This is a genomic window from Phycicoccus elongatus Lp2 (assembly GCF_000367525.1).
GTDB classification, from domain to species: Bacteria; Actinomycetota; Actinomycetes; order Actinomycetales; family Dermatophilaceae; genus Phycicoccus_A; species Phycicoccus_A elongatus.
The window spans coordinates 1,248,462-1,268,412 of the sequence record NZ_HF570956.1 but is presented as its reverse complement, the minus strand read 5'-3'; the positions used below and the strand labels follow the sequence as shown (position 1 = coordinate 1,268,412).

Below are 19,951 nucleotides of genomic sequence, written 5' to 3'. Positions count from 1 at the left end.
GGTGGAGCTGCAGGTTGCGGAGGCACCCGAGGGTGTCGTCGTCGTCGACGTCGCTGGATCCGTGGACGTCTACACCGCCGCGGAGTTGCGGTCGGGACTCGACGGACAGATCCAGCGCGGCCGCATCCGCCTGATCGTCGACCTCGATGACGTCGACTTCCTGGACTCGACCGGGCTCGGTGTCCTCGTGGCGCGCCTCAAGGTCGTCCGCAGCCAGAACGGTTGGCTGAAGTTGGTGTGCACCTCGGAGAAGGTCCTGCGGGTCTTCCGGATCACCGGACTCGACAAGGTCTTCGCCATCCACGCCACCGTTGATGACGCTCTCGGGATCGTGGAACAGCAGGTCGAAGGCGCCTGAGCGGGGCAGGGGGCGACGGCCGCGTGAAGGTCGTCACACGAGGCCCCCGACTCCTTGCTGTGAACTGAGTCACGGGTAAGGTTCCCCACGGCACCGGCGCCCCCAGATGTGGCGCGTGCCGTCTCACCTTGTCTAGGAGGATGGAATGGCAGCACTCGGGCTCGCCTTGCCGGCAGCGAGCTCCGCGGTCGAACTCACGGGCACGAATCTCACCTTGGTCATCACGGTGGCCGCCATCGCGGTCATCGCCTTGGTCATGGGCTTCGTGTTCCGGGGACAGGTTCTGGCTGCGGATACCGGCACGGAGAACATGCGGACCATTGGCGCCGCTGTCGAGGAGGGCGCCCAGGCCTACCTGGCGCGTCAGTTCAAGACCCTCGGCATCTTCGTCGTCATCGTCTGCGCGCTGCTGTTCGTCCTGCCGGGCGACACAAACGTCAAGATCGGGCGTTCGGTCTTCTTCATCGTCGGCGCCCTCTTCTCGGCAGCCATCGGGTACCTGGGCATGAGCCTGGCGGTCAAGGCCAACGTGCGCGTCGCCGCCGCGGCCCGCCAGCCGGACGGTCGCTCCGAAGGCATGCGCATCGCCTTCCGCACCGGCGGCGTCGTCGGGATGGCCACGGTCGGCCTGGGTCTGCTCGGTGCCTCCATCGTCGTCCTGCTCTACAAGGGGGACGCCCCCAAGGTCCTCGAAGGCTTCGGATTCGGCGCCGCCCTGCTCGCGATGTTCATGCGCGTCGGGGGTGGCATCTTCACCAAGGCCGCCGACGTGGGCGCCGATCTCGTCGGCAAGGTCGAGGCCGGCATCCCGGAGGACGACCCGCGCAACGCGGCGACGATCGCCGACAACGTCGGTGACAACGTCGGCGACTGCGCCGGCATGGCGGCCGACCTCTTCGAGTCGTATGCCGTGACGTTGGTTGCCGCGCTCATCCTCGGCTCGGCTGCCTTCGGCAGCTTCGGTCTGGTCTTCCCGCTGATCGTCCCGGCGATCGGCGCGATCACCGCCCTCATCGGTGTCTACATCACCAAGGCACGCCCGGGTGAGAACGCGCTGTCGGCGATCAACCGTGGATTCTACATCGCTGCAGCCATCTCGGCGGTCCTCTCCGCGATCGCCGCGTGGGTCTACCTGCCCGCCACGTACGCCGAGCTCAACTCGACCAACGAGGAGATCGCGGCCCTCGACGGCAACCCACGCTATGTCGCGATCGCGGCCGTCCTCATCGGCATCGTCCTCGCCGGCATCATCCTGTGGCTCACCGGCTACTTCACCGGCACCGACAAGCGCCCGACCATCGACGTGGCCCGCACCTCGCTGACGGGTCCCGCGACGGTCGTGCTCTCGGGCATCGGCGTCGGCCTGGAATCGGCGGTCTACACCGCAGCCATCATCGGGGCCGCGGTCTACGCCGCCTTCCTCTTCGGCGGCGGATCGGTCGCCCTGTCCCTCTTCCTCGTCGCGCTCGCCGGCTGTGGCCTGCTCACGACGGTCGGCGTCATCGTCGCCATGGACACCTTCGGTCCGGTCTCGGACAACGCACAGGGCATCGCCGAGATGTCGGGCGACGTCGAGGGGGAGGGCGCCCAGATCCTCACCGAGCTCGACGCGGTCGGCAACACGACCAAGGCGATCACCAAGGGCATCGCCATCGCCACGGCGGTTCTGGCTGCGACGGCGCTCTTCGGCTCCTACACCGACGCTTGGCAGGGCGCGGTCAAGGAGCTCGACGCCTCCAAGATCACCCAGGCCGAGGGACAGAGCTTCCTCAACGATGCCTTCGGTCTGGTCACCAGCCCGCAGACCCTCGTCGGCCTCATCCTCGGTGCGGCGGTCGTCTTCATGTTCTCCGGCCTGGCGATCAACGCCGTGACCCGCGCTGCCGGCGCGATCGTCTTCGAGGTGCGCCGTCAGTTCCGCGAGATCCCTGGGATCATGGAGGGCACGACAAAGCCGGAGTACGGCAAGGTCGTCGACATCTGCACCCGCGACTCCCTGCGTGAACTCGCCACGCCCGGTCTGCTGGCTGCGTTGACGCCGGTCGCGGTCGGTTTTGGCCTGGGCATCGGCGCGCTTGCAGGCTTCCTCGCCGGCGCCATCGGCGCCGGCGCGCTCATGGCGGTCTTCCTCGCGAACGCCGGTGGTTCGTGGGACAACGCGAAGAAGATCGTCGAGGACGGGCACCACGGTGGCAAGGGTTCCGAGGCGCATGCCGCGACGGTCATCGGCGACACCGTCGGTGACCCCTTCAAGGACACGGCCGGTCCGGCGATCAACCCGCTCATCAAGGTGATGAACCTCGTTGCGGTGCTCATCGCCCCGGCCATCGTCACCCTCTCGATCGGGCCGTCGGCGTCCGCGCCCATTCGCTACGGCATCGCCGCGATCGCGTTCGTGGTCATCCTCTCGGCGGTCGCCATCTCCAAGCGGCGCGACCTGGCGATCGGCAACGACGACGACCCGGATTCGGCCATCGCCGAGGAACAGCACCCGCAGCACCACCACCCGGCTCAGGTGAGTGCTGCGCACCCCGAGGCCCCCGGATTCGGTGAATCCTCCGCGATCACCCAGGCACGTCAGATGCCCGGCGGCGGTCTCTGAGCCGACCATCCTCGCGGCCCGGTTCCCCTCGTGGGAGCCGGGCCGCGCGGCATACCCCCCTGCGTCGGGCCACCGATAGGCTGACCCCCGATGTCCACGACCACGCCCCGCGTCGACGACGCCCTCGTCCCTGCCCTGCGTGCAGACCTCCTCTCCGCTGGGTTCACCGTCGCCGGAGTGAGCGACCTCCTGGGGCCGATGGCCCTGGGGGCGTTGGACCGGGAGCAGTCGCTGCCGGCCCAGCGGGTCACGGCCGACGACGACTCGCGCTGCTCGACCCTCATTCGACTCTTCACCCTCGGTGACCCGGTCGACGCGCGCGACGTGGCGACCGCGCTGCCCACGCTCGGCGTCGACGGAGCGCTGGCGCTCGGGTTGGTCGCGGCGGAAGGTGACGCGATCGTCGCGCTCGCCGACGTGCGGCCCTATGCGACCGATGGCGTCGACCACTGGGTTGCCTCGGATCTTGCCGAACTGGCGACCGGTCGACCGCTCTCCCCGGACCACGTGCTCGGCATCGGGGGCGCGTCGGCGACCCTTGCGTCGTGGACCCCGCGCCCGCAGGTCGCCCGCGCCCTCGACGTCGGCACCGGGTGCGGCATCCAGGCCCTCCACCTCGCCACCCACGCCGACGAGGTCGTCGTCACCGACCTCAGCGAACGAGCCCTCGCGTATGCCGCGTTCAACGCCGCGCTCAACTCGGTCGACTGGCAGATCCGCGGCGGCTCGATGCTCGAACCCGCTGCGGGAGAGCAGTTCTCGCTCATCGTCAGCAATCCGCCCTTCGTCATCACACCGCGCTCGGGGGATGTTCCCCTCTTCGAGTACCGCGACGGCGGGGCCAGCGGTGACGCCATCGTGGCCGACCTCGTCCGATCGATCGGCGCGCACCTCGAGCCCGGCGGGATCGCGCAGTTCCTCGGAAACTGGGAGGTGCGGGCCGGGAGCACTTGGCAGGACCAGGTGGGCGGCTGGCTGGTCGGCACGGGCCTGGATGCCTGGGTCATCCAGCGCGAGGTGCAGGACCCGGCGGAGTACGCCGAGACATGGGCGCGTGACGGCGGCCACCACGCGGGGACGGCCGACTTCGATCGGATGTATGCCGCGTGGCTCGATGATTTTGCCTCTCGCGAGGTCGAGGCGATCGGCTTCGGGGTCATCACCTTGGCGCGGCCGATGACCGACCGGCAGGCGTTCGTGGATCTGGTCGAGGTGCGGCATCCGGTGGATGCTCCGATGGGGCCGACGATCCTTGCCGGGCTCTTCGCCCGGACGTGGTTGGCAGAGCATTCCGACGACGACGTGCTGGACACCACCTGGGTCATGGCAGGCGATGTCCACGAGGAACGCCACACCCTGCCCGGTGCGGCCGACCCCTCGCGCATTCGCCTTCACCAAGGAGGCGGCCTGCGACGGACGGTCGACCTGACGACCGTGACCGCGGCATACGCCTCGGTCTGTGATGGTGAGCTGAGCGCTCGAGTGGCGGCCGCGGCGATCGCGGGTGTGCTCGGCGTCGAGGCCGAGGCGGTCCGCGAGGAGGTCGTCGCCTTCGTGCGCGACGTCGCCCGCGACGGACTTCTTGTGTCCGCGTCCTCCGTCGCCATGACGACGGACAACGCGGACACAAACCGGTTGTGAGTGAGCGCTCACTCAGTTAGAGTGCTCGCTCGTGACTCGTCGCGCACCCGCCCTCGCTCCTGAGGACCGTCGCGCTGCCCTCGTGGAGGTCACCCTGCCCCTTGTTCTCGAGCACGGACGCGCCGTCACCACGGCCCAGATCGCCGAGGCCGCCGGCGTGGCCCAGGGCACGATCTTCCGGGTCTTCGCGACCAAGGAAGAACTCGTCGAGGAGGCGATCGACAGCGCTTTCGACATGGATGCCTACATCCGCGCCGTCGAAGCGCTGCAACCGCGCCGCACGCTCGACGAGACGGTCACCGAGCTCGCGCAGCTGATGATCCAGAGATTCAGCCAGGTCTTCGCCGTCATCTCGATCGCCGGGCACAAGAAGTCGCCGCCGCGCCAGAACGCCGAGGACTGGGTGAGGCGCATCTCGACCGCGCACACGCGACTACTCGAGCCCTTTGCCGACGAGTTGACCCTCCCGCCGGGTGAGGTGATGCGCTTTGTGCGGTTGCTGGCGTTCTCGGGCAGCAATCCGCACATCACCGAGGGCAACCTCCTGACCGCCGCCGAGATCTCGGCCATCGTGCTCGACGGCTCCCGACGAAAGGGCCCCTGATGCTCTGGAAACTCATCCGCAGCCACCTCGGCCCGTATGCCGGGGCGGTCAGTGCCGTCGCCGTGTTGCAGCTGGTCTCGACCGTGACCAGCCTCTACCTGCCCTCGCTCAACGGCCAGATCATCGACGATGGCGTCGCCAAGGGCGACACCGACTTCATCCTGCGGGCCGGGGCCATCATGCTCGGGGTCTCGATCGTCAACATTCTGGCGACCGTCGCGATTGCCCGCTTCGCCTCCGCGACCTCGGCCGGCATCGCACGCGACCTGCGTCGGGAGGTCTTCCACCGGGTCGGGGACTTCTCGGCCAAGGAGCTCTCCCACTTCGGGGCGCCGACCCTGATCTCACGCAACACCAACGATGTCCAGCAGGTCCAGACCGTGCTCAACATGGGCCTGATGTTCATGGCCTCGATTCCCGTGATGATGATCGGCGGGATCTTCATGGCGCTGCGCGAGGACCTCGGCCTGTCCTGGCTGGTCGCGGTCGCGGTGCCGCTGCTGGGCGTCATCGTCGGCTCGATCGTCGTCCGCATGTTGCCGTGGTTCCGCAAGATGCAGGATTCGGTCGACGCGGTCAACCGGATCCTGCGCGAGCAGATCACCGGCATCCGAGTCGTGCGTGCCTTCGTCCGCGAGCCGCTCGAGGAGGCGCGCTTCGACGGCGCCAACACGACCTACACGGGCACCGCGCTGGCCGTGGGCAAGCTCTTCGCCCTCGTCTTCCCCCTCGTCATGCTGGTCTTCAACTCGGCCTCCGTCGCCGTGCTGTGGTTCGGCGCTCACCGAGTCGACTCGGGCCAGATGCAGGTCGGCGCCCTGACCGCCTTCATGACCTATCTGATGCAGATCCTCATGAGCGTGATGATGGGCGTGATGATGTCGATGATGATCCCGCGGGCCGCCGTCTCCGCCGCCCGGATCAGTGAGGTGCTCGACACCGAGTCCAGCGTCCACCAACCGGCCCACCCGACGCCGATCCCCGCGGGTCGCACCGGCGTCGAGTTCGCTGATGTCGACTTCCGTTATCCGGGGGCCGAGCAGCCGGTGCTGTGCGGCCTGAGTTTCCGCGCCGAGCCCGGTCAGGTGACGGCCATCGTCGGCTCGACGGGTGCGGGCAAGTCGACGCTCGTCGGCCTTGTGCCCCGGCTCTACGACGTCAGCGGCGGATCGCTTCGTCTCGGCGGCGTCGATGTCCGGGATGCCTCCCTGGAGGACGTCTGGTCGCGCATCGGGCTGGTCCCGCAGAAACCCTTCCTCTTCACCGGCACGGTCGCCAGCAACCTTCGGTATGCCGATCCCGAAGCCACCGATGACCAGCTCTGGGAGGCGCTGCGGGTCGCCCAGGCCGAGGATTTCGTCAGGGCCTTGGACGGCGGGCTCGACGCCCGTATCGCCCAGGGCGGCACCAATGTCTCGGGCGGCCAGCGGCAACGCCTGGCCATCGCCCGCGCGCTGGTGCGCCGCCCCGACGTCTACCTCTTCGACGATTCCTTCTCCGCCCTCGACGTCGCCACCGATGCCCGCCTGCGCGCCGCCCTGCGGCCGTGGACGGCCGACGCGGTCGTTCTCCTCGTCGCCCAACGGGTGTCGACGATCATCGGCGCTGACCAGATCGTCGTCCTCGAGGACGGCCGGGTCGTCGGGCAGGGCCGACACGAGGAACTCCTCGAGACGTGCCCGACCTACGTCGAGATCGTCGAGTCCCAGGCCGTCCGGGAGGAGGCAGCATGAGAAAGCCCACCGAAGCTCTCCGTTCCTCCGTCCCGTCGACACGTCGCGGTGGCCTCAACACGCGCAGGGAGGTGAGCCCTCGTGGCTGACAGAATCCTCACCGAGGAGGAGAAGGCCGCTCAGGAGCGCCGCGGCGCTGCCGGCGGTGCCCAGCGGGGCGGGCCACCTCACATGCGCTTGGGTCAGCCGACCGAGAAGTCCCAGAACTTCGGGCCGTCGGCCCGGCGACTGCTCGGCCTCATGGCCCCGGACAAGGTGCTCGTGTGGGCCGCCATGGCCTTCGCCCTCGTGAGCGTCGCCCTCACCGCCCTTGGTCCCAAGATCCTCGGCCGCGCCACCGACCTCATCTTCTCCGGCCTCTTCAGCAAGCAGATCCCTGCCAATGTCACCCAGGAGCAGGCCGTCGAAGGCATGCGGGCTCAGGGGGAGACCAAACTTGCCGACATGCTCGCGGCGATGGAGCACATCCGCCCGGGCCAGGGCGTCGACTTCACCGCCGTCCGCAATGTCCTCCTCCTCGCCCTCGCCCTGTATGCCGTGTCGAGCCTCCTGTCGTGGACGCAGGCACGCATCATCGTGCGGGTCGTCAACACCGCCGTCTATCGCCTGCGCCGCGACGTCCAAGCCAAACTGGGCCGACTCCCGTTGTCCTACTTCGATTCCCAGCCGCGCGGCGAGTTGCTGAGCCGCGTGACCAATGACATCGACAACATTGCCCAGAGCCTGCAGCAGACCCTCTCCCAGCTCCTGACGTCGGCACTCACCGTCATTGCCATGCTCGCGATGATGTTCTACGTCTCCCCGCTGCTCGCGATCATCGCGCTCGTCACGATCCCCATCTCGATCGGCATCACGGCCTTCATCGGCAAGCGCTCCCAGGTGAAGTTCGTGCAGCAGTGGAAGTCGACCGGAGAGGTCAACTCGATCGTCGAGGAGAGCTTCACCGGCCACGAGTTGGTCAAGGTCTTCGGCCGGCGGGACGAAGTGGGAGCCCGCTTCCAGGCGGTGAACGAGGAACTTCGCGACGCGACCTTCGGCGCGCAGTTCATCAGCGGGCTCATCATGCCGATGATGATGTTCGTCGGGAACCTCAACTACGTGATCATCGCGGTCGTCGGCGGCCTTCGGGTCGCCAGTGGCTCGATGAGCATCGGTGATGTGCAGGCCTTCATCCAGTACTCCCGCCAGTTCACCCAGCCGCTCACCCAGGTCGCCTCGATGGCCAACCTCATGCAGAGCGGTGTGGCGTCCGCCGAACGGGTCTTCGAGGTGCTCGACGCCCCTGAGCAGACGCCCGACCCAGCGCACCCCGAGACGCTCGTGGACCCCCACGGTCGGGTTTCGTTCGAGGACGTGAGCTTCTCCTACACCCCGGACCGACCGCTCATCGAGCACCTCAACCTGTGCGTGGAGCCGGGCCAGACGGTGGCCATCGTCGGTCCGACCGGTGCCGGGAAGACGACCTTGGTCAACCTCATCATGCGTTTCTACGAGGTCGATGGCGGTCGGATCACCTTGGACGGCAAGGACATCACCGACCTGACGCGCGACAACCTGCGCAGCCAGATCGGCATGGTTCTGCAGGACACCTGGCTCTTCGGCGGCACGATCAGGGACAACATCGCCTACGGACGTCCGGACGCGTCCGAAGAGGACATCCTGGAGGCGGCTCGCGCCACCTATGTCGACCGCTTCGTGCACTCGCTCCCCGAGGGCTACGACACCGTGCTCGACAGCGAGGCCGGCAACATCTCGGCCGGTGAGAAGCAACTGCTGACCATTGCGCGAGCCTTCATCAGTGACCCGGCACTGCTCATCCTCGACGAGGCGACGAGCTCGGTCGACACGCGCACCGAACTCCTCGTCCAGCAGGCCATGGCCAACCTGCGCCAGGACCGGACCAGTTTCGTCATCGCTCACCGACTCTCGACGATCCGTGATGCCGACCTGATCCTCGTCATGGAGGACGGACGGATCGTCGAGCAGGGTTCACACGCCGAGTTGCTCGAGCGCGGCGGCGCCTTCGCCCGGTTGTATGCCGCGCAGTTCGCCGGGGCGCTGACCGAGGACGCCGAGGCCGGGCAGGGTGCGGTCCCGAGAGGAGTCCCCGTTCACTGACGCGGTCCCGCGGAGACGGGTGTTTCAGGCGGTCGCGCGGTCGAGTTTCTGGAGCAACTCGTGGGCGGCGAGTTCGACGTCCTTGTGGTGCCACTCCGCGGCGCGGTAGACGCAGGCGATGAGTGCGCTGCGGTGCACCCGGCTGAAGTCACCGACGCAGAAGGCGAAACGTCCCTTGGTCTCCTCCGAGGCGCCTTCGGTCAGCCCGAGGTGCCACCGACCGTAGGCCACCCAGTCGTGCCGCTCCAGGAAGGCGTTCTCGGTCTCAGCGTCGGGATTCGCCTCGGTCCATGTGCTCTGCAGGACGTAGCGGCGCTTGCTGATCAACTCCTCGACGAAGTCGACGGCATCGGTGTTCAGCAGGTACGTGGCCATTGCTCAGGCTCCCACGTCAGGGCGTCCTGCGGCGGGGTGGGAGCGGGAAGAAGCCGCTCGTGCGCTCCATGTACTCGCGATACCCCGGCCTCTTGGCCATCTCCTTCTCGAGCAGCCGGGCGCCCGTGCGGAAGACCAGGAAATAGGTCATGGCCAATGGTGAGAGGACGGTGAGGATGCCAGGCCATGCCTCGGCGCTGACGAGGAACAGGCCCCACCACACGGTGGCGTCACCGAAGTAGTTGGGGTGCCGTGTCCAGGACCAGAGTCCACGGTCCATGATCTTGCCCTTGTTGGCCGGGTCGGCCTTGAACCTGCGCAGTTGCGCGTCACCGAGGGCCTCGAAGCCGAGGCCGATCGCCCACACGGCGACACCGAGCCAAGCCACGACACCCACCGGCCTGTTGGTCGCGGCGGCCACCGTGAGGGGCATGGCGATGATCCACGCGATGACCCCCTGAGTGACGAAGAAGCGCTTCACGGCATACGCGAAGCGGCGCTCGGGGGGGACCGACGCGAGCATCGCGGCATACCGGAAGTCCTCCTCGTGACCGCGCGCCCGTGCCCAGAGGTGCGTCGCGAGGCGGACGCCCCAGACCGTGGCGAGGACGGCCAGCAACAGGGCGCGGGCGCCGGGGTTGACCACCAGCAGGGAGCACCCGATGGCGGCGAAGAAGAGCCCCCAGACGACATCGACGACGGCGACCTTCCCCGCCCGGTGGGACCACCACGCCGTCACGGCGACGAGGACAACGACGGCGAGGGCACTCACGAGCAGAGCGAGCCCGAACCGTCCGGCGTCGAAGGGCATCAGGGTCCTTTCAGCGAGGTGTGGCCACGAGCGAATTGAGGGCGTCGGCGGCCTCGACGAGGTCCCGAGGCAGCAACTCGGCTCCGGCCGGCTCGGCGACCTCCTCGGTCGCCCCTCGGCCGCCGAAGAGGATGCGGGGGCGGTCCTGATGGTCGGCCAGGTCACCCACCGCGCCTCGCAAGAGAGTCGTGGTGGTCGAGGACAGGACCAGGGCCTGCGGCCGCAGGAGCCTGCAGGCCGCCGCCAGGTCGGGCGCGGGGGTGTCGGCGCCCAGGAAGCGAACCCGCCAGCCACGGCGCCCGAGGAGCAGGCCCAGGCAGAGCAGGGGGATGTCGTGGCGTTCCCCGGGGGGACAGGCGAGCACCGCGAGCGGTCCCGCGCCGGACCCCCAGGACAGGGTCATTGCGGCGAGGCGTTGGCGGAGCAGGTTGCTCGCGAAGTGCTCGTGGGCGACCGTGATCGTCCCGTCGGCCCACTGTTCACCCAGGTCGACGAGTAAGGGCATCAGGGCCGACCGGATGACCTCTTCGAGGTCGAGTCCGGCCAGGAGTCGATCGAGATGGACGTGCAGGCCCTGGTCGTCGAAGGCGCGCACGCAGGCCAACATCGAGGACACCGTTGCTCGGACATCAGCGGGGCCAAGGGGTGACGCCGCCTCGCCGTCCTGGAGGGTGGTCGGGCGGGAGCGCTCGCTGCGCAGGACGCTGCGACAGGCCTCCGCGGCGGACGACCCGGCCTCGCGCAGGAGCAGAACGGCGCGCACACGGCGCTCGTCGGCGGGCCCGTAGAGGCGGTAACCGCCCGAGGAGCGGACCGGCCTCAGCAGGCCGTAGCGCGACTCCCAGGCACGCAGCACGTGGGTGCTCACTCCGACCCGGCGACTGAGCTCACCGATCCGCATGGTCATCACCTGGGGTGACATGGACAGACAGCCTAGAGGTTGGACAGACGTAAGACAAACCTTTGACATACCTTAGACAGTTCCGTCATCGTGGATTGCATGACCGGCTCGGTGCTCTGGCTGCGTCGCGACCTGCGGCGTGCCGACCACCCTGCGCTGGTCGCCGCTGCGTCGGAGGGGCCCGTCCTGCCACTCGTCGTCATCGATGCGACCCTCTGGGAGGGCGCAGGGGTGGTGCGCCGCGCCTGGTATGCCGCGAGCGTCCGCGCCTGCGCGGAGGCCTACGACGGGCAGTTGGTGCTCCGCGTCGGTGATCCGCGGAAGGTCGTGCCGGCGGTTGCGCGGGAGGTCGGCGCCCAGGCGGTTCACGTGACCCGCGAGTCGACTCCCTTCGGTCGTCGGCGCGACGCGCAGGTCGAGAGGGCGTTGTCGCACAGGGATATTCGCTTCATCTCGACCGGCACTCCCTATGCCGTCGGGCCGGGTCTGGTCGTCAAGCAGGACGGTGCTCCCTATCAGGTCTTCACACCCTTCCGGGCGGCCTGGCGCGACCACGGCTGGCCGGCCCCGGCGGGAGCGCCGGCGAATCTTGCTGTCGCGCACCTCGAATCGGATCGTGAGGCATGGTCGTTCGTCGACGACGCCTTGTCGGTCGAGGGCCTGCCGCCGCTGCCCGAGCCGGGGGAGGCGGCGGCCTTACGGAAGTGGCGCGAGTTCCTCGATGGTGAGCTCGCGGCATACGACACCGATCGCGATCGACCTGATCGACCCGGCACCTCGCAACTCTCGCCCCACCTCAAGGTCGGGGCGATCCACCCGCGCACCCTGCTCGCCGACCTGGCGGGTCGGCGGGACCGTGCCGCCGACACCTTCGTCAGCGAGCTGGCGTGGCGCGAGTTCTATGCAGATGTGCTGTGGCACAACCCTTCCAGCGCGTGGCGAGACCTGAAGCCGACGCTGAGCGGGCTGGCCTACGACGAAGCCGATGACCTCGTCGAGGCGTGGCGGCAGGGGCGGACCGGCTACCCGATCGTCGACGCCGGGATGCGTCAGTTGCTCGCGACCGGCTGGATGCACAACCGGGTCAGGATGATCACGGCGAGCTTCCTCACCAAGGATCTCCACGTGTGGTGGCCGATCGGCGCCCGCCACTTCCTCGACCACCTCGTCGACGGGGATCTCGCGTCCAACAGCCACGGCTGGCAGTGGGTCGCCGGCACGGGGACCGATGCCTCGCCCTACTTCCGCGTCTTCAACCCGGTCACGCAGGGCAAGAAGTTCGACCCGGACGGCGCCTATGTGCGGCGCTGGGTGCCCGAGCTGGCGCACCTGACGGGCGCGGCCGCGCACGAGCCGTGGACCCGCCACGACGGGTATGCCGCGGGCTATTGCCCGCGCATCGTCGACCACGCGCAGGAGCGGGTAGACGCCCTGGCCCGGCTCGCGGCGGCCAAGGAGCGCGTCACCAGGTGATGGCGCCGCCCTCACGGAACCGATCGAGGGCTCCGTCGGGGTCGTCGGGGGATCCGCCGCGGTTCCACAGGGCCAGGTAGAGGTCGACCGGGGTGCCGCTGAGGGTCAGGTCAACGGCCACCTGCTCCTCCGGGTCGATGCGTCGGGACCGGACCGGCCCGTCGGAGATGGTGACCACCCACGCGACGGGAGAGGTGTCGGGGCGGACGAGCACGGCATACGGGATGGCGGAGCGGATCGCGAACTTGCCTCGCTGCCAGAAGCCGATGAGCAATTCGTCGATGCCGTCGAGCGCCAGGTCGTCGTCGAACCAGGCGTCGGCGGCGGTGAGCGGGCGACCCCGGACGGCGCCCAGCGCGTCGAGGGCGTGCACGGTGGTCTCGTGGCATTGACGGCGTGCCCAGAAGGCCTTGGCGCGCGGGGCCTCCTTCAGGAAGACCAAGGTGTCGAGGTCGTCGGGTGCCTGCCCCAGCGCCTGGATGAGGTCGGCGGCCCCGGCCTCGAGCCAGCCGATCGGATCAGCGCTGGTGCGGCCCTCCGTCTCGCGGCTCGCCGCATTGCCCATGCCCTCAGGGTCGAGGCGGACGGCCGCCGTCGCCCAGCGGTGCACCATGCCCTGGTGGGCGACGAGGTCGAGGACCGTCCAGTCCGGACAGGTCGGCACCGGTGCGCCGAGCCAGGTCTCGCGTGCGGCCCGAGTCATCGCGCCGGCCGCCTGGGCCAGGCGCTCGAGGTGCGTCGGCGTCGACAGCAGCGATGGTGAGTGCGGGTCGAGGGTCATGGCTCGACTGTGCCACTTGCCGCCGAAGAGCCGCACCCCAGTGGCGGGGTGCACCTCGACGGGAGACTCAGGCGAGCTGCCAGCTGCGCTTGGACAGGCCGAACCAGAAGCCGTCGATGACACTGCGCGCCTCGATGCCGGCGGAGGCGTCTGCGGCCCCGAGCGCGACATAGAGCGGAGCCCAGTGCTCGGTGCGCGGGTGGGCCTCGTGCGCAGCGGGGGCCTTGGCGAGGAAGTCGAGCAGGCTGTCGACGTCCCCAGCGGCCATGGTCTCGGCAGCCCAGTGGTCGAACTCGCTCGACGGGGTGGGTGGTGTGCCGTCCGCGCCGGCGCGGGGGTTGAACCAGCGCAGGTTGTGGGTCGTGAAGCCGGAGCCCACGATCAGGGTGCCCTCGTCGCGCAAGGGCGCGAGGCGGCGGCCGAGTGCGAAGAGGCGCTGCGGGTCCAAAGTGGGCATCGAGAGTTGGAGGACCGGGATGTCGGCCTCGGGGAACATCTCGACGAGCGGCACATAGGCGCCGTGGTCGAGGCCGCGGTCGGGGTCCTGGTGCAGATGCTCCCCGGCGCCGGCGAGAAGGCCGGCCACGGAGGTGGCCAGGTCGGGGGCGCCGGGCGCGGCATACGTCACCCCGTAGTATTTCTGCGGAAAACCCCAGAAGTCGTAGACGAGAGGGGTGGTGCCCGACGTCGACGAGACGGCGATAGGGGCGGATTCCCAGTGCGCGCTCACCATGAGGATGTTGCGGGGGCGGGGGAGTTCGGCGGACCATGCCGCGAGCTCGGCGGTCCATCGGGTGTCGTCAGCGAGCGGCGGGGCGCCGTGACTGAGGTACAGGACGGGCATCGGGTCGGCCGTGGGGGTCATCAGTGGTCTCCTTCGTTGGTTGTAGGTTAAAGCATTCGTGGTCCGTTTGTCTTCCCGACCCGCTCAGGTTCTACAGTGGCGGGCGTCCCGCACGTCGGAGCAGCGACGAATCCGCTGCACGTGACCGGGGCAGGAAGTGATGGTTGCGATGGCTCCCCCCACCGCGACGGGCCACAAGCTCGTCATCGTCGAGTCCCCCAACAAGATCAAGTCGATCGCCGGATACCTGGGCGCCGGATGGGTGGTGGAGGCCTCCGTCGGCCACATCCGCGACATCCCCACCCCGAGCGAGATGCCGGCGGACATGAAGAAGGGGCCGTTCGGGAAGTTCGGCGTCAACATCGAGGACAACTTCGAGCCCTACTACGTCGTCGATCCCGACAAGCGCAAGAAGGTCGCCGAACTCAAGCGGGCCCTCAAGGACGCCGACGAGCTCTACCTTGCCACGGATGAGGACCGCGAGGGCGAGGCCATCGCGTGGCACCTCGTCGAGGCGCTCAAGCCCAAGGTCCCGATCAAGCGGATGGTCTTCCACGAGATCACCAAGGAGGCCATCCAGCGCGCCGCCAACAACACGCGCGACCTCGACACTGCGCTCGTCGACGCGCAGGAAACCCGGCGCATCCTCGACCGTCTCTATGGCTACGAGGTCTCGCCGGTGTTGTGGCGCAAGGTCAAGGCGGGTCTGTCCGCGGGCCGCGTGCAGTCCGTCGCCACCCGGCTGGTGGTCGAGCGCGAACGGGAGCGGATGGCCTTCCGCGCCGCTTCGTACTGGGACGTCGAGGCCGATGTCACGCCGGGGTCGGCCGCCGAGCAGTTCACCGCCAAACTCACCGGGGTCGACGGTCGCCGGGTCGCCGCGGGGCGTGACTTCGCCGATGACGGGACCCTGACCTCGGACAAGGTCATCCACCTCGACGAAGCGGTGGCGACGGGGATCGCTGCGGCGCTTCGGGCTGCCGACGCCAAGGTGACCTCGGTCGCCGAGAAGCCCTACACCCGCCGCCCGTCGGCCCCCTTCATCACCTCCACCCTGCAGCAGGAGGCCTCGCGCAAGCTGCGGCTCAACAGCCGCGATGCGATGCGCGTGGCGCAGCGACTCTACGAGAACGGCTACATCACCTATATGCGCACCGACAGCACCTCGCTGTCGGAGACCGCGCTGACCGCGGCCCGCCAGCAGGCGCGCGACATGTACGGCGCGGAGTATGTCCCCGACGCACCGCGGCGTTACGGCAAGGTGCAGGGTGCCCAGGAGGCGCACGAGGCGATCCGCCCCGCGGGCGACCGCTTCCGGACCCCGGCCCAGGTTGCCGGTGAGTTGCGGGGCAACGAGTTCGCCCTCTACGACCTGATCTGGAAGCGCACCGTGGCCTCTCAGATGGCCGACGCCCGCGGCTCGACCGCGACCATCAAGGTCGGCGCGACCCTCGACCCCGACGCACCTGCCCGCGAGGTCGAGCTGTCGGCCAGTGGCACGGTCATCACCTTCCGCGGCTTCCTCGCCGCCTACGAGGAGGGCCGCGACGAGCAACAGGCGGCCCGCAAGAAGGACGTGGCCGCGGAGGAGCGGCGCCTGCCCAAACTCTCCGAGGGCGTCGAGCTCACCGTCCTGCGCGCGGACTCCGAGGGCCACGAGACCTCCCCGCCGCCGCGCTACACCGAGGCAACCCTGGTCAAGGCCATGGAGGAGAAGAAGATCGGTCGCCCGTCGACCTATGCCTCCACCCTGGGCACGATCCAGGACCGCGGCTATGTGTCGACGCGCGGCCAAGCCCTCGTGCCATCGTGGCTGGCCTTCGCCGTGACCCGACTGCTCGAGGAACACTTCACCCAGCTCGTCGACTACGACTTCACCGCTCAGATGGAGGAGGGGCTCGACGAGATCGCCCGCGGCGACGAGAACCGCGTGGAGTGGCTGCGCCGCTTCTACTTCGGCGACGAGGCGTCCTCGGCGGAAGGGCTGAGGGAGTTGGTCGAGGACCTCGGCGACATCGACGCCCGGGGCATCTCCACCATCGAGATCGGCGACGGCATGGTCGTGCGCGTCGGCCGCTACGGCCCCTACGTCGAGGAGGTCGTGCCGCCCGGAGTCGACCCCAGCACCGGTGAGGTGACCGACGAAGCCAGCGCCGCGGCATACGAAGGGAAGGCGGGGCAACCGCGCCGGGCCACCATCGGCGACGACATCGCGCCCGACGAGATGACGCCGGCCAAGGCGCGCGAGTTGCTCGAGGCGGCAGCCGACGACGGTCGTGTCCTCGGCCGGGATCCGGTGAGCGGCAATGAGATCATCGCCAAGGCCGGCCGCTACGGACCCTATGTGACCGAGGTGCTGCCGGAGCCCGACGAGACACCCAAGCGGGGCAAGGCCAAGGAGAAGCCGCGCACGGCCAGCCTCTTCAAGGACATGGATCTGTCGAGCATCGGCCTCGAGGATGCGCTCCGGCTGCTGTCGCTGCCGCGGGTCGTCGGCGCCGGCGAGGACGGCGAGGAGATCACGGCACAGAACGGTCGTTACGGGCCCTACCTCAAGAAGGGCGCCGACTCGCGGTCGCTGGAGACCGAGGCGCAGCTCTTCGACATCACGCTCGAGCAGGCGCTCGCCATCTACGCGCAGCCCAAGCAGCGTGGTCGGGCCGCCGCCAAGCCGCCGATGGCCGAGTTCGCACCCGACCCCGTGTCCGGCAAGAAGGTGACGATCAAGGACGGTCGCTTCGGGCCCTATGTCACCGACGGCGAGACCAATGTGACCGTGCCGCGCGGCGAGGATCCAGAGCAGGTGACGGCCGAGCGTGCCTACGAGTTGCTCGCGGACAAGCGCGCGAAGGGACCGGTCAAGCGCACCGCGCGCAAGACCGCTGCCAAGAAGACGACGGCCAAGAAGACCGCCGCGAAGCGGGCGCCGGCCAGGAAGACGGCGGCGAAGAGGACCTCGTGAACCCGCTCGTCATCGCGGCGACCATGGCTCGGCGCGGGATGCTCGCACCGAACCTGCCGCACCGCCTCGTCGGTCAACTGACATCGCTCGCGACCTGGGGGATGTCCTTGGTCGGCGAGGTGCGCCAGGCCGCCTTGGGGGCACCGCAGCGGATCGCCGTGATCGACCAGGCGCGGGGGGCCACGACCTATGCCGAGCTCTTCGACCGTGGCATGCGGGCTGCGGTCGCGCTGCGCTCGCAGGGGGTGGAGCCGGGCCACCGGATCGGCCTGATGGCGCGCAATCACGTCGGCGCGGTCGAGGTGATGGTCGGGGCGAGTGCGCTCGGCGTCGACCTCGTGCTCGTCAACACCGGGCTGGCGGGGGAGCAGTTGGGGTTGGTCCTGGCGCAACAGGAGATCGACCTGCTGGTGCACGATGAGGAGTTCGCTGCCATCGTGGATGTGTTGGTGGACGGCCCGAAGACACTGTCGGAGAGCGCTTTTGCCGCTGCGGTCGATGCGCTCCCTGTCGGGACCTCGGTGGACCGGCCGGAGCCGGCCGGTCGGACGATCATCCTGACCTCGGGCACGACGGGGGTGCCGAAGGGGGCCGCCCGGCGCACGCCCAAGGGGGTCGGCGCCCTGGTGTCGATGATCGACCGGATCCCGCTGCACGTCGGGGATCGGATCCTCATCGCGGCCCCGATCTTCCACACGTGGGGGTATGCCGCCCTCCAACTGTCCTTCGGGATGAGCGCCACCGTCATCCTGCGGCGGCGCTTCGACCCACGCGATGTCGTCGAGGTGCTGGAGGGGGAGCGGGTCCAGGCGATGTTCGCCGTGCCCGTGATGCTCCAGCGGATGATCGAGCAGCTGCCGGCGGATCCTGGTGGCACGGTGCGCCGACCGTCCTTGCGCGTCGTCGCGACCTCCGGGTCGGCCTATCCCAGTGGCTTCACGACGCGGTTCATGGATGAGTACGGCGACGTCCTCTACAACCTCTATGGCTCCACCGAGGCCTCGTGGATCTGCATCGCGACGCCGTCGGACCTGCGGCGCCACCCGGACACGGCCGGTACGCCGCCCCTCGGCACGGTGGTGCGGCTGCTCGATGCCGACGGTGCCGAGGTGCCCGACGGAGAGACGGGGCGGATCTTCTGCGGCAACGAGATGGTCTTCGAGGGCTACACGTCGGGGGGTTCCAAGGAGTTCATCGACGGGATGGTCTCCACGGGGGACATGGGGCATCGTGCCGACGGGCTCTATTTCATCGACGGCCGGGACGACGACATGGTCATCAGCGGCGGCGAGAACGTCTATCCCTCCGAGGTCGAAGGCCTGCTCGTCGCCCATCCCGCCGTGCGCGAGGTATCGGTCGTCGGCGTGCCCGATCCCGATTTCGGCCAGCGGCTCGCGGCGTTCATCGCGCTCGAGCCGGGTGCCGAACTGTCGGCCGACGACGTGCGCGATCTGGTGCGCTCCCAGCGGGCCCGCCACTGCGTGCCGCGCGAGGTCGTCTTCCTCGATGAGTTGCCGCGTAACACGACCGGCAAGATCCTCACCCGGGAGCTGAAGGCCCGCTTCGCCTGACGCGGGCGCGGGGCGGGTGCGGGTGCGAGTGCGCATTTCCCAACCCGGTTCGTAGGCCGCGGGTCGCTTGGGCGGGTTGGGTCCCCATTTCCCAACCCGGTTCGTATGCCGCGTGCTCCCGGCCCAGGCCAGCTCCCGTCAGGCCGCGGCACGGCGTATCGGGAAGTGTCGTCGCCACTCGTTGCTGCTGATCCTGACGCGCATCCCCTTCTTGGAGAGCACCTTGACGATCCTTGCCAAGGTCTGGTCGGGATGAGTGAAGAGTCCTGGCGAGCGCACGATCACGAACCGCCACTCGAGGTCGTCGAACTCCTCGCGCCGATCGATGTCGCTCTGCCATTGCTGGTCATTCTCGGCGTGCTGACGACCGTCGTACTCGATCGCGACCCGCGGCTCGCGATAGCCCATGTCCAAGCGGCGCAGGATGTTTCCCTCGTCGTCGCGGAACTCGATGTTGACCGTCGGCTCCGGCAGGCCGGCGAGGACGACCAGCAGGCGAACCTTGCTCTCCTGTGGCGAGTCGACCCCGCTGCGGACGAGGGCGGCCGCCCGGCGAGCCAGCCGCGCGCGCTTGCCGCGGTACGTCGCGGCCGCATCGACAAGCTTCTTGGGCGACGTCGCCTTCTTCACCAAGGTGTCCCCCGCGACGACAAGGTCGACCAACTCCAGTTCGGCGGCGAGTCTGAGGAAGGTCGCTTCCGGCGTCGTCACCGACACGCCGTACCGACGCGTGGTCGCCGGCCGTTGTGGTGGCCGATGCATGCGTATGCCGTGAATGGCCGTGGTCTGTCGCCGGTCGAGCAGAACCTCGATGTCGGCCGAATCGGGCACGATCGCACCCCAGAGCTTGGCGGCGGACCGGCCGCTGATGACTCCGTCAGGGAGGGCGACCAAGGCAGCCCGGCACCTCGTCAGGTGATCGAGTTCCACCTCGGCGGCCACGTGGACTCCCCACAGAACCTGCGTGAATCGACCGCTGCGCAGATCACCGTCGGTGAGGCCTCGTGTGATCGCGGTGGTACGGCTGAAGGGTCGGCTGGTGTCCAGCTTTTCGGCCGGGTGTGTCCCGGCAGCGTCGGGTGCGCTCGTCATGCCCCCAGCATCCCGAAAGTGACGCAGGCGACCCGGCGGTTTCCACAGGCAGCGGGCCGCGGCATACGAACTGGGTTGGGAAATG

15 protein-coding genes are annotated in these 19,951 nt (G+C 68.9%); 9 read left to right on the top strand and 6 right to left on the bottom strand.

The window, feature by feature from the left end; translation table 11 throughout:
• Nucleotide 1 precedes the first annotated feature (1 nt).
• The 6 genes from BN10_RS06000 (at nucleotide 2) to BN10_RS05975 (ending at nucleotide 9,056) form a co-directional block, all read left to right on the top strand.
• Complete coding sequence (locus BN10_RS06000) at nucleotides 2–358, top strand: anti-sigma factor antagonist (protein ID WP_010850299.1); 357 nt, start codon at nucleotides 2–4, stop codon at nucleotides 356–358.
• Nucleotides 359–503: 145 nt separating this feature from the next.
• Nucleotides 504–2,960, top strand: coding sequence for a sodium-translocating pyrophosphatase (locus BN10_RS05995; RefSeq protein ID WP_010850298.1), 2,457 nt, complete (start codon nucleotides 504–506; stop codon nucleotides 2,958–2,960).
• 90 nt (nucleotides 2,961–3,050) lie between these two features.
• On the top strand, nucleotides 3,051–4,601 hold the full coding sequence (locus BN10_RS05990; protein WP_010850297.1) for a DUF7059 domain-containing protein: 1,551 nt from the start codon (nucleotides 3,051–3,053) through the stop codon (nucleotides 4,599–4,601).
• A 31-nt stretch (nucleotides 4,602–4,632) separates the two neighbouring features.
• A complete protein-coding gene (locus BN10_RS05985; RefSeq protein ID WP_010850296.1) occupies nucleotides 4,633–5,205 on the top strand; it encodes a TetR/AcrR family transcriptional regulator in 573 nt (190 codons plus the stop codon).
• Nucleotides 5,205–6,938, top strand: coding sequence for an ABC transporter ATP-binding protein (locus tag BN10_RS05980; protein WP_010850295.1), 1,734 nt, complete (start codon nucleotides 5,205–5,207; stop codon nucleotides 6,936–6,938). Before BN10_RS05985 ends, BN10_RS05980 begins: the two co-directional genes overlap by 1 nt.
• A gap of 81 nt (nucleotides 6,939–7,019) precedes the next feature.
• On the top strand, nucleotides 7,020–9,056 hold the full coding sequence (locus BN10_RS05975) for an ABC transporter ATP-binding protein (protein WP_010850294.1): 2,037 nt from the start codon (nucleotides 7,020–7,022) through the stop codon (nucleotides 9,054–9,056).
• Between the two features lie 24 nt (nucleotides 9,057–9,080).
• On the opposite strand, the gene BN10_RS05970 is transcribed toward BN10_RS05975, so the two are convergent.
• Genes BN10_RS05970 through BN10_RS05960 form a run of 3 tightly spaced genes read right to left on the bottom strand, consistent with a single transcriptional unit; the run spans nucleotide 9,081 to nucleotide 11,164 of the window.
• Entirely contained in the window at nucleotides 9,081–9,431 is a 351-nt protein-coding gene (locus BN10_RS05970; protein ID WP_010850293.1) for a hypothetical protein, read from the bottom strand.
• 16 nt (nucleotides 9,432–9,447) lie between these two features.
• Nucleotides 9,448–10,242, bottom strand: coding sequence for a DUF1295 domain-containing protein (locus BN10_RS05965; RefSeq protein WP_010850292.1), 795 nt, complete (start codon nucleotides 10,240–10,242; stop codon nucleotides 9,448–9,450).
• Nucleotides 10,243–10,252: 10 nt separating this feature from the next.
• Complete coding sequence (locus BN10_RS05960) at nucleotides 10,253–11,164, bottom strand: MerR family transcriptional regulator (RefSeq protein WP_010850291.1); 912 nt, start codon at nucleotides 11,162–11,164, stop codon at nucleotides 10,253–10,255.
• A 78-nt stretch (nucleotides 11,165–11,242) separates the two neighbouring features.
• On the opposite strand from BN10_RS05960, the gene BN10_RS05955 reads away from it, so the two are divergent.
• Nucleotides 11,243–12,616 (top strand): cryptochrome/photolyase family protein, encoded by a 1,374-nt coding sequence (locus tag BN10_RS05955; protein ID WP_010850290.1) that lies wholly within the window; start codon nucleotides 11,243–11,245, stop codon nucleotides 12,614–12,616.
• Here BN10_RS05955 and BN10_RS05950 read toward each other — a convergent pair.
• Nucleotides 12,606–13,397 carry a maleylpyruvate isomerase family mycothiol-dependent enzyme gene (locus BN10_RS05950; RefSeq protein WP_051369812.1) on the bottom strand — a complete coding sequence of 264 codons (792 nt, stop codon included), beginning with the start codon at nucleotides 13,395–13,397 and terminating at the stop codon, nucleotides 12,606–12,608. The genes BN10_RS05955 and BN10_RS05950 overlap by 11 nt on opposite strands.
• Before the next feature lie 67 nt (nucleotides 13,398–13,464).
• The gene (locus BN10_RS05945; RefSeq protein WP_010850288.1) at nucleotides 13,465–14,262 is read right to left on the bottom strand and encodes a dioxygenase family protein; all 798 of its coding nucleotides are present in this window, start codon (nucleotides 14,260–14,262) and stop codon (nucleotides 13,465–13,467) included.
• A gap of 139 nt (nucleotides 14,263–14,401) precedes the next feature.
• Here BN10_RS05945 and topA point away from each other — a divergent pair, with 139 nt between their 5' ends.
• Together topA and BN10_RS05935 are read left to right on the top strand one after the other, a co-directional pair.
• The gene (gene topA / locus BN10_RS05940) at nucleotides 14,402–17,203 is read left to right on the top strand and encodes a type I DNA topoisomerase (protein WP_010850287.1); all 2,802 of its coding nucleotides are present in this window, start codon (nucleotides 14,402–14,404) and stop codon (nucleotides 17,201–17,203) included.
• Nucleotides 17,200–18,774 carry an AMP-binding protein gene (locus BN10_RS05935; RefSeq protein WP_010850286.1) on the top strand — a complete coding sequence of 525 codons (1,575 nt, stop codon included), beginning with the start codon at nucleotides 17,200–17,202 and terminating at the stop codon, nucleotides 18,772–18,774. Before topA ends, BN10_RS05935 begins: the two co-directional genes overlap by 4 nt.
• A gap of 138 nt (nucleotides 18,775–18,912) precedes the next feature.
• Here BN10_RS05935 and BN10_RS05930 read toward each other — a convergent pair.
• Nucleotides 18,913–19,951: hypothetical protein (locus BN10_RS05930; protein ID WP_324603516.1), on the bottom strand; the 1,039-nt coding region annotated here is incomplete at its 5' end.

Bases quoted from the DNA above. Each gene is read 5' to 3' on its own strand.
- BN10_RS05995 (WP_010850298.1), top strand. From the start codon at position 504: ATGGCAGCACTCGGGCTCGCCTTGCCGGCAGCGAGCTCCGCGGTCGAA.
- BN10_RS05990 (WP_010850297.1), top strand. From the start codon at position 3,051: ATGTCCACGACCACGCCCCGCGTCGACGACGCCCTCGTCCCTGCCCTG.
- BN10_RS05980 (WP_010850295.1), top strand. From the start codon at position 5,205: ATGCTCTGGAAACTCATCCGCAGCCACCTCGGCCCGTATGCCGGGGCG.
- BN10_RS05970 (WP_010850293.1), bottom strand. From the start codon at position 9,431: ATGGCCACGTACCTGCTGAACACCGATGCCGTCGACTTCGTCGAGGAG.
- BN10_RS05965 (WP_010850292.1), bottom strand. From the start codon at position 10,242: ATGCCCTTCGACGCCGGACGGTTCGGGCTCGCTCTGCTCGTGAGTGCC.
- BN10_RS05960 (WP_010850291.1), bottom strand. From the start codon at position 11,164: ATGTCACCCCAGGTGATGACCATGCGGATCGGTGAGCTCAGTCGCCGG.
- BN10_RS05955 (WP_010850290.1), top strand. From the start codon at position 11,243: ATGACCGGCTCGGTGCTCTGGCTGCGTCGCGACCTGCGGCGTGCCGAC.
- BN10_RS05950 (WP_051369812.1), bottom strand. From the start codon at position 13,397: ATGACCCTCGACCCGCACTCACCATCGCTGCTGTCGACGCCGACGCAC.
- BN10_RS05945 (WP_010850288.1), bottom strand. From the start codon at position 14,262: ATGACCCCCACGGCCGACCCGATGCCCGTCCTGTACCTCAGTCACGGC.
- topA (WP_010850287.1), top strand. From the start codon at position 14,402: ATGGTTGCGATGGCTCCCCCCACCGCGACGGGCCACAAGCTCGTCATC.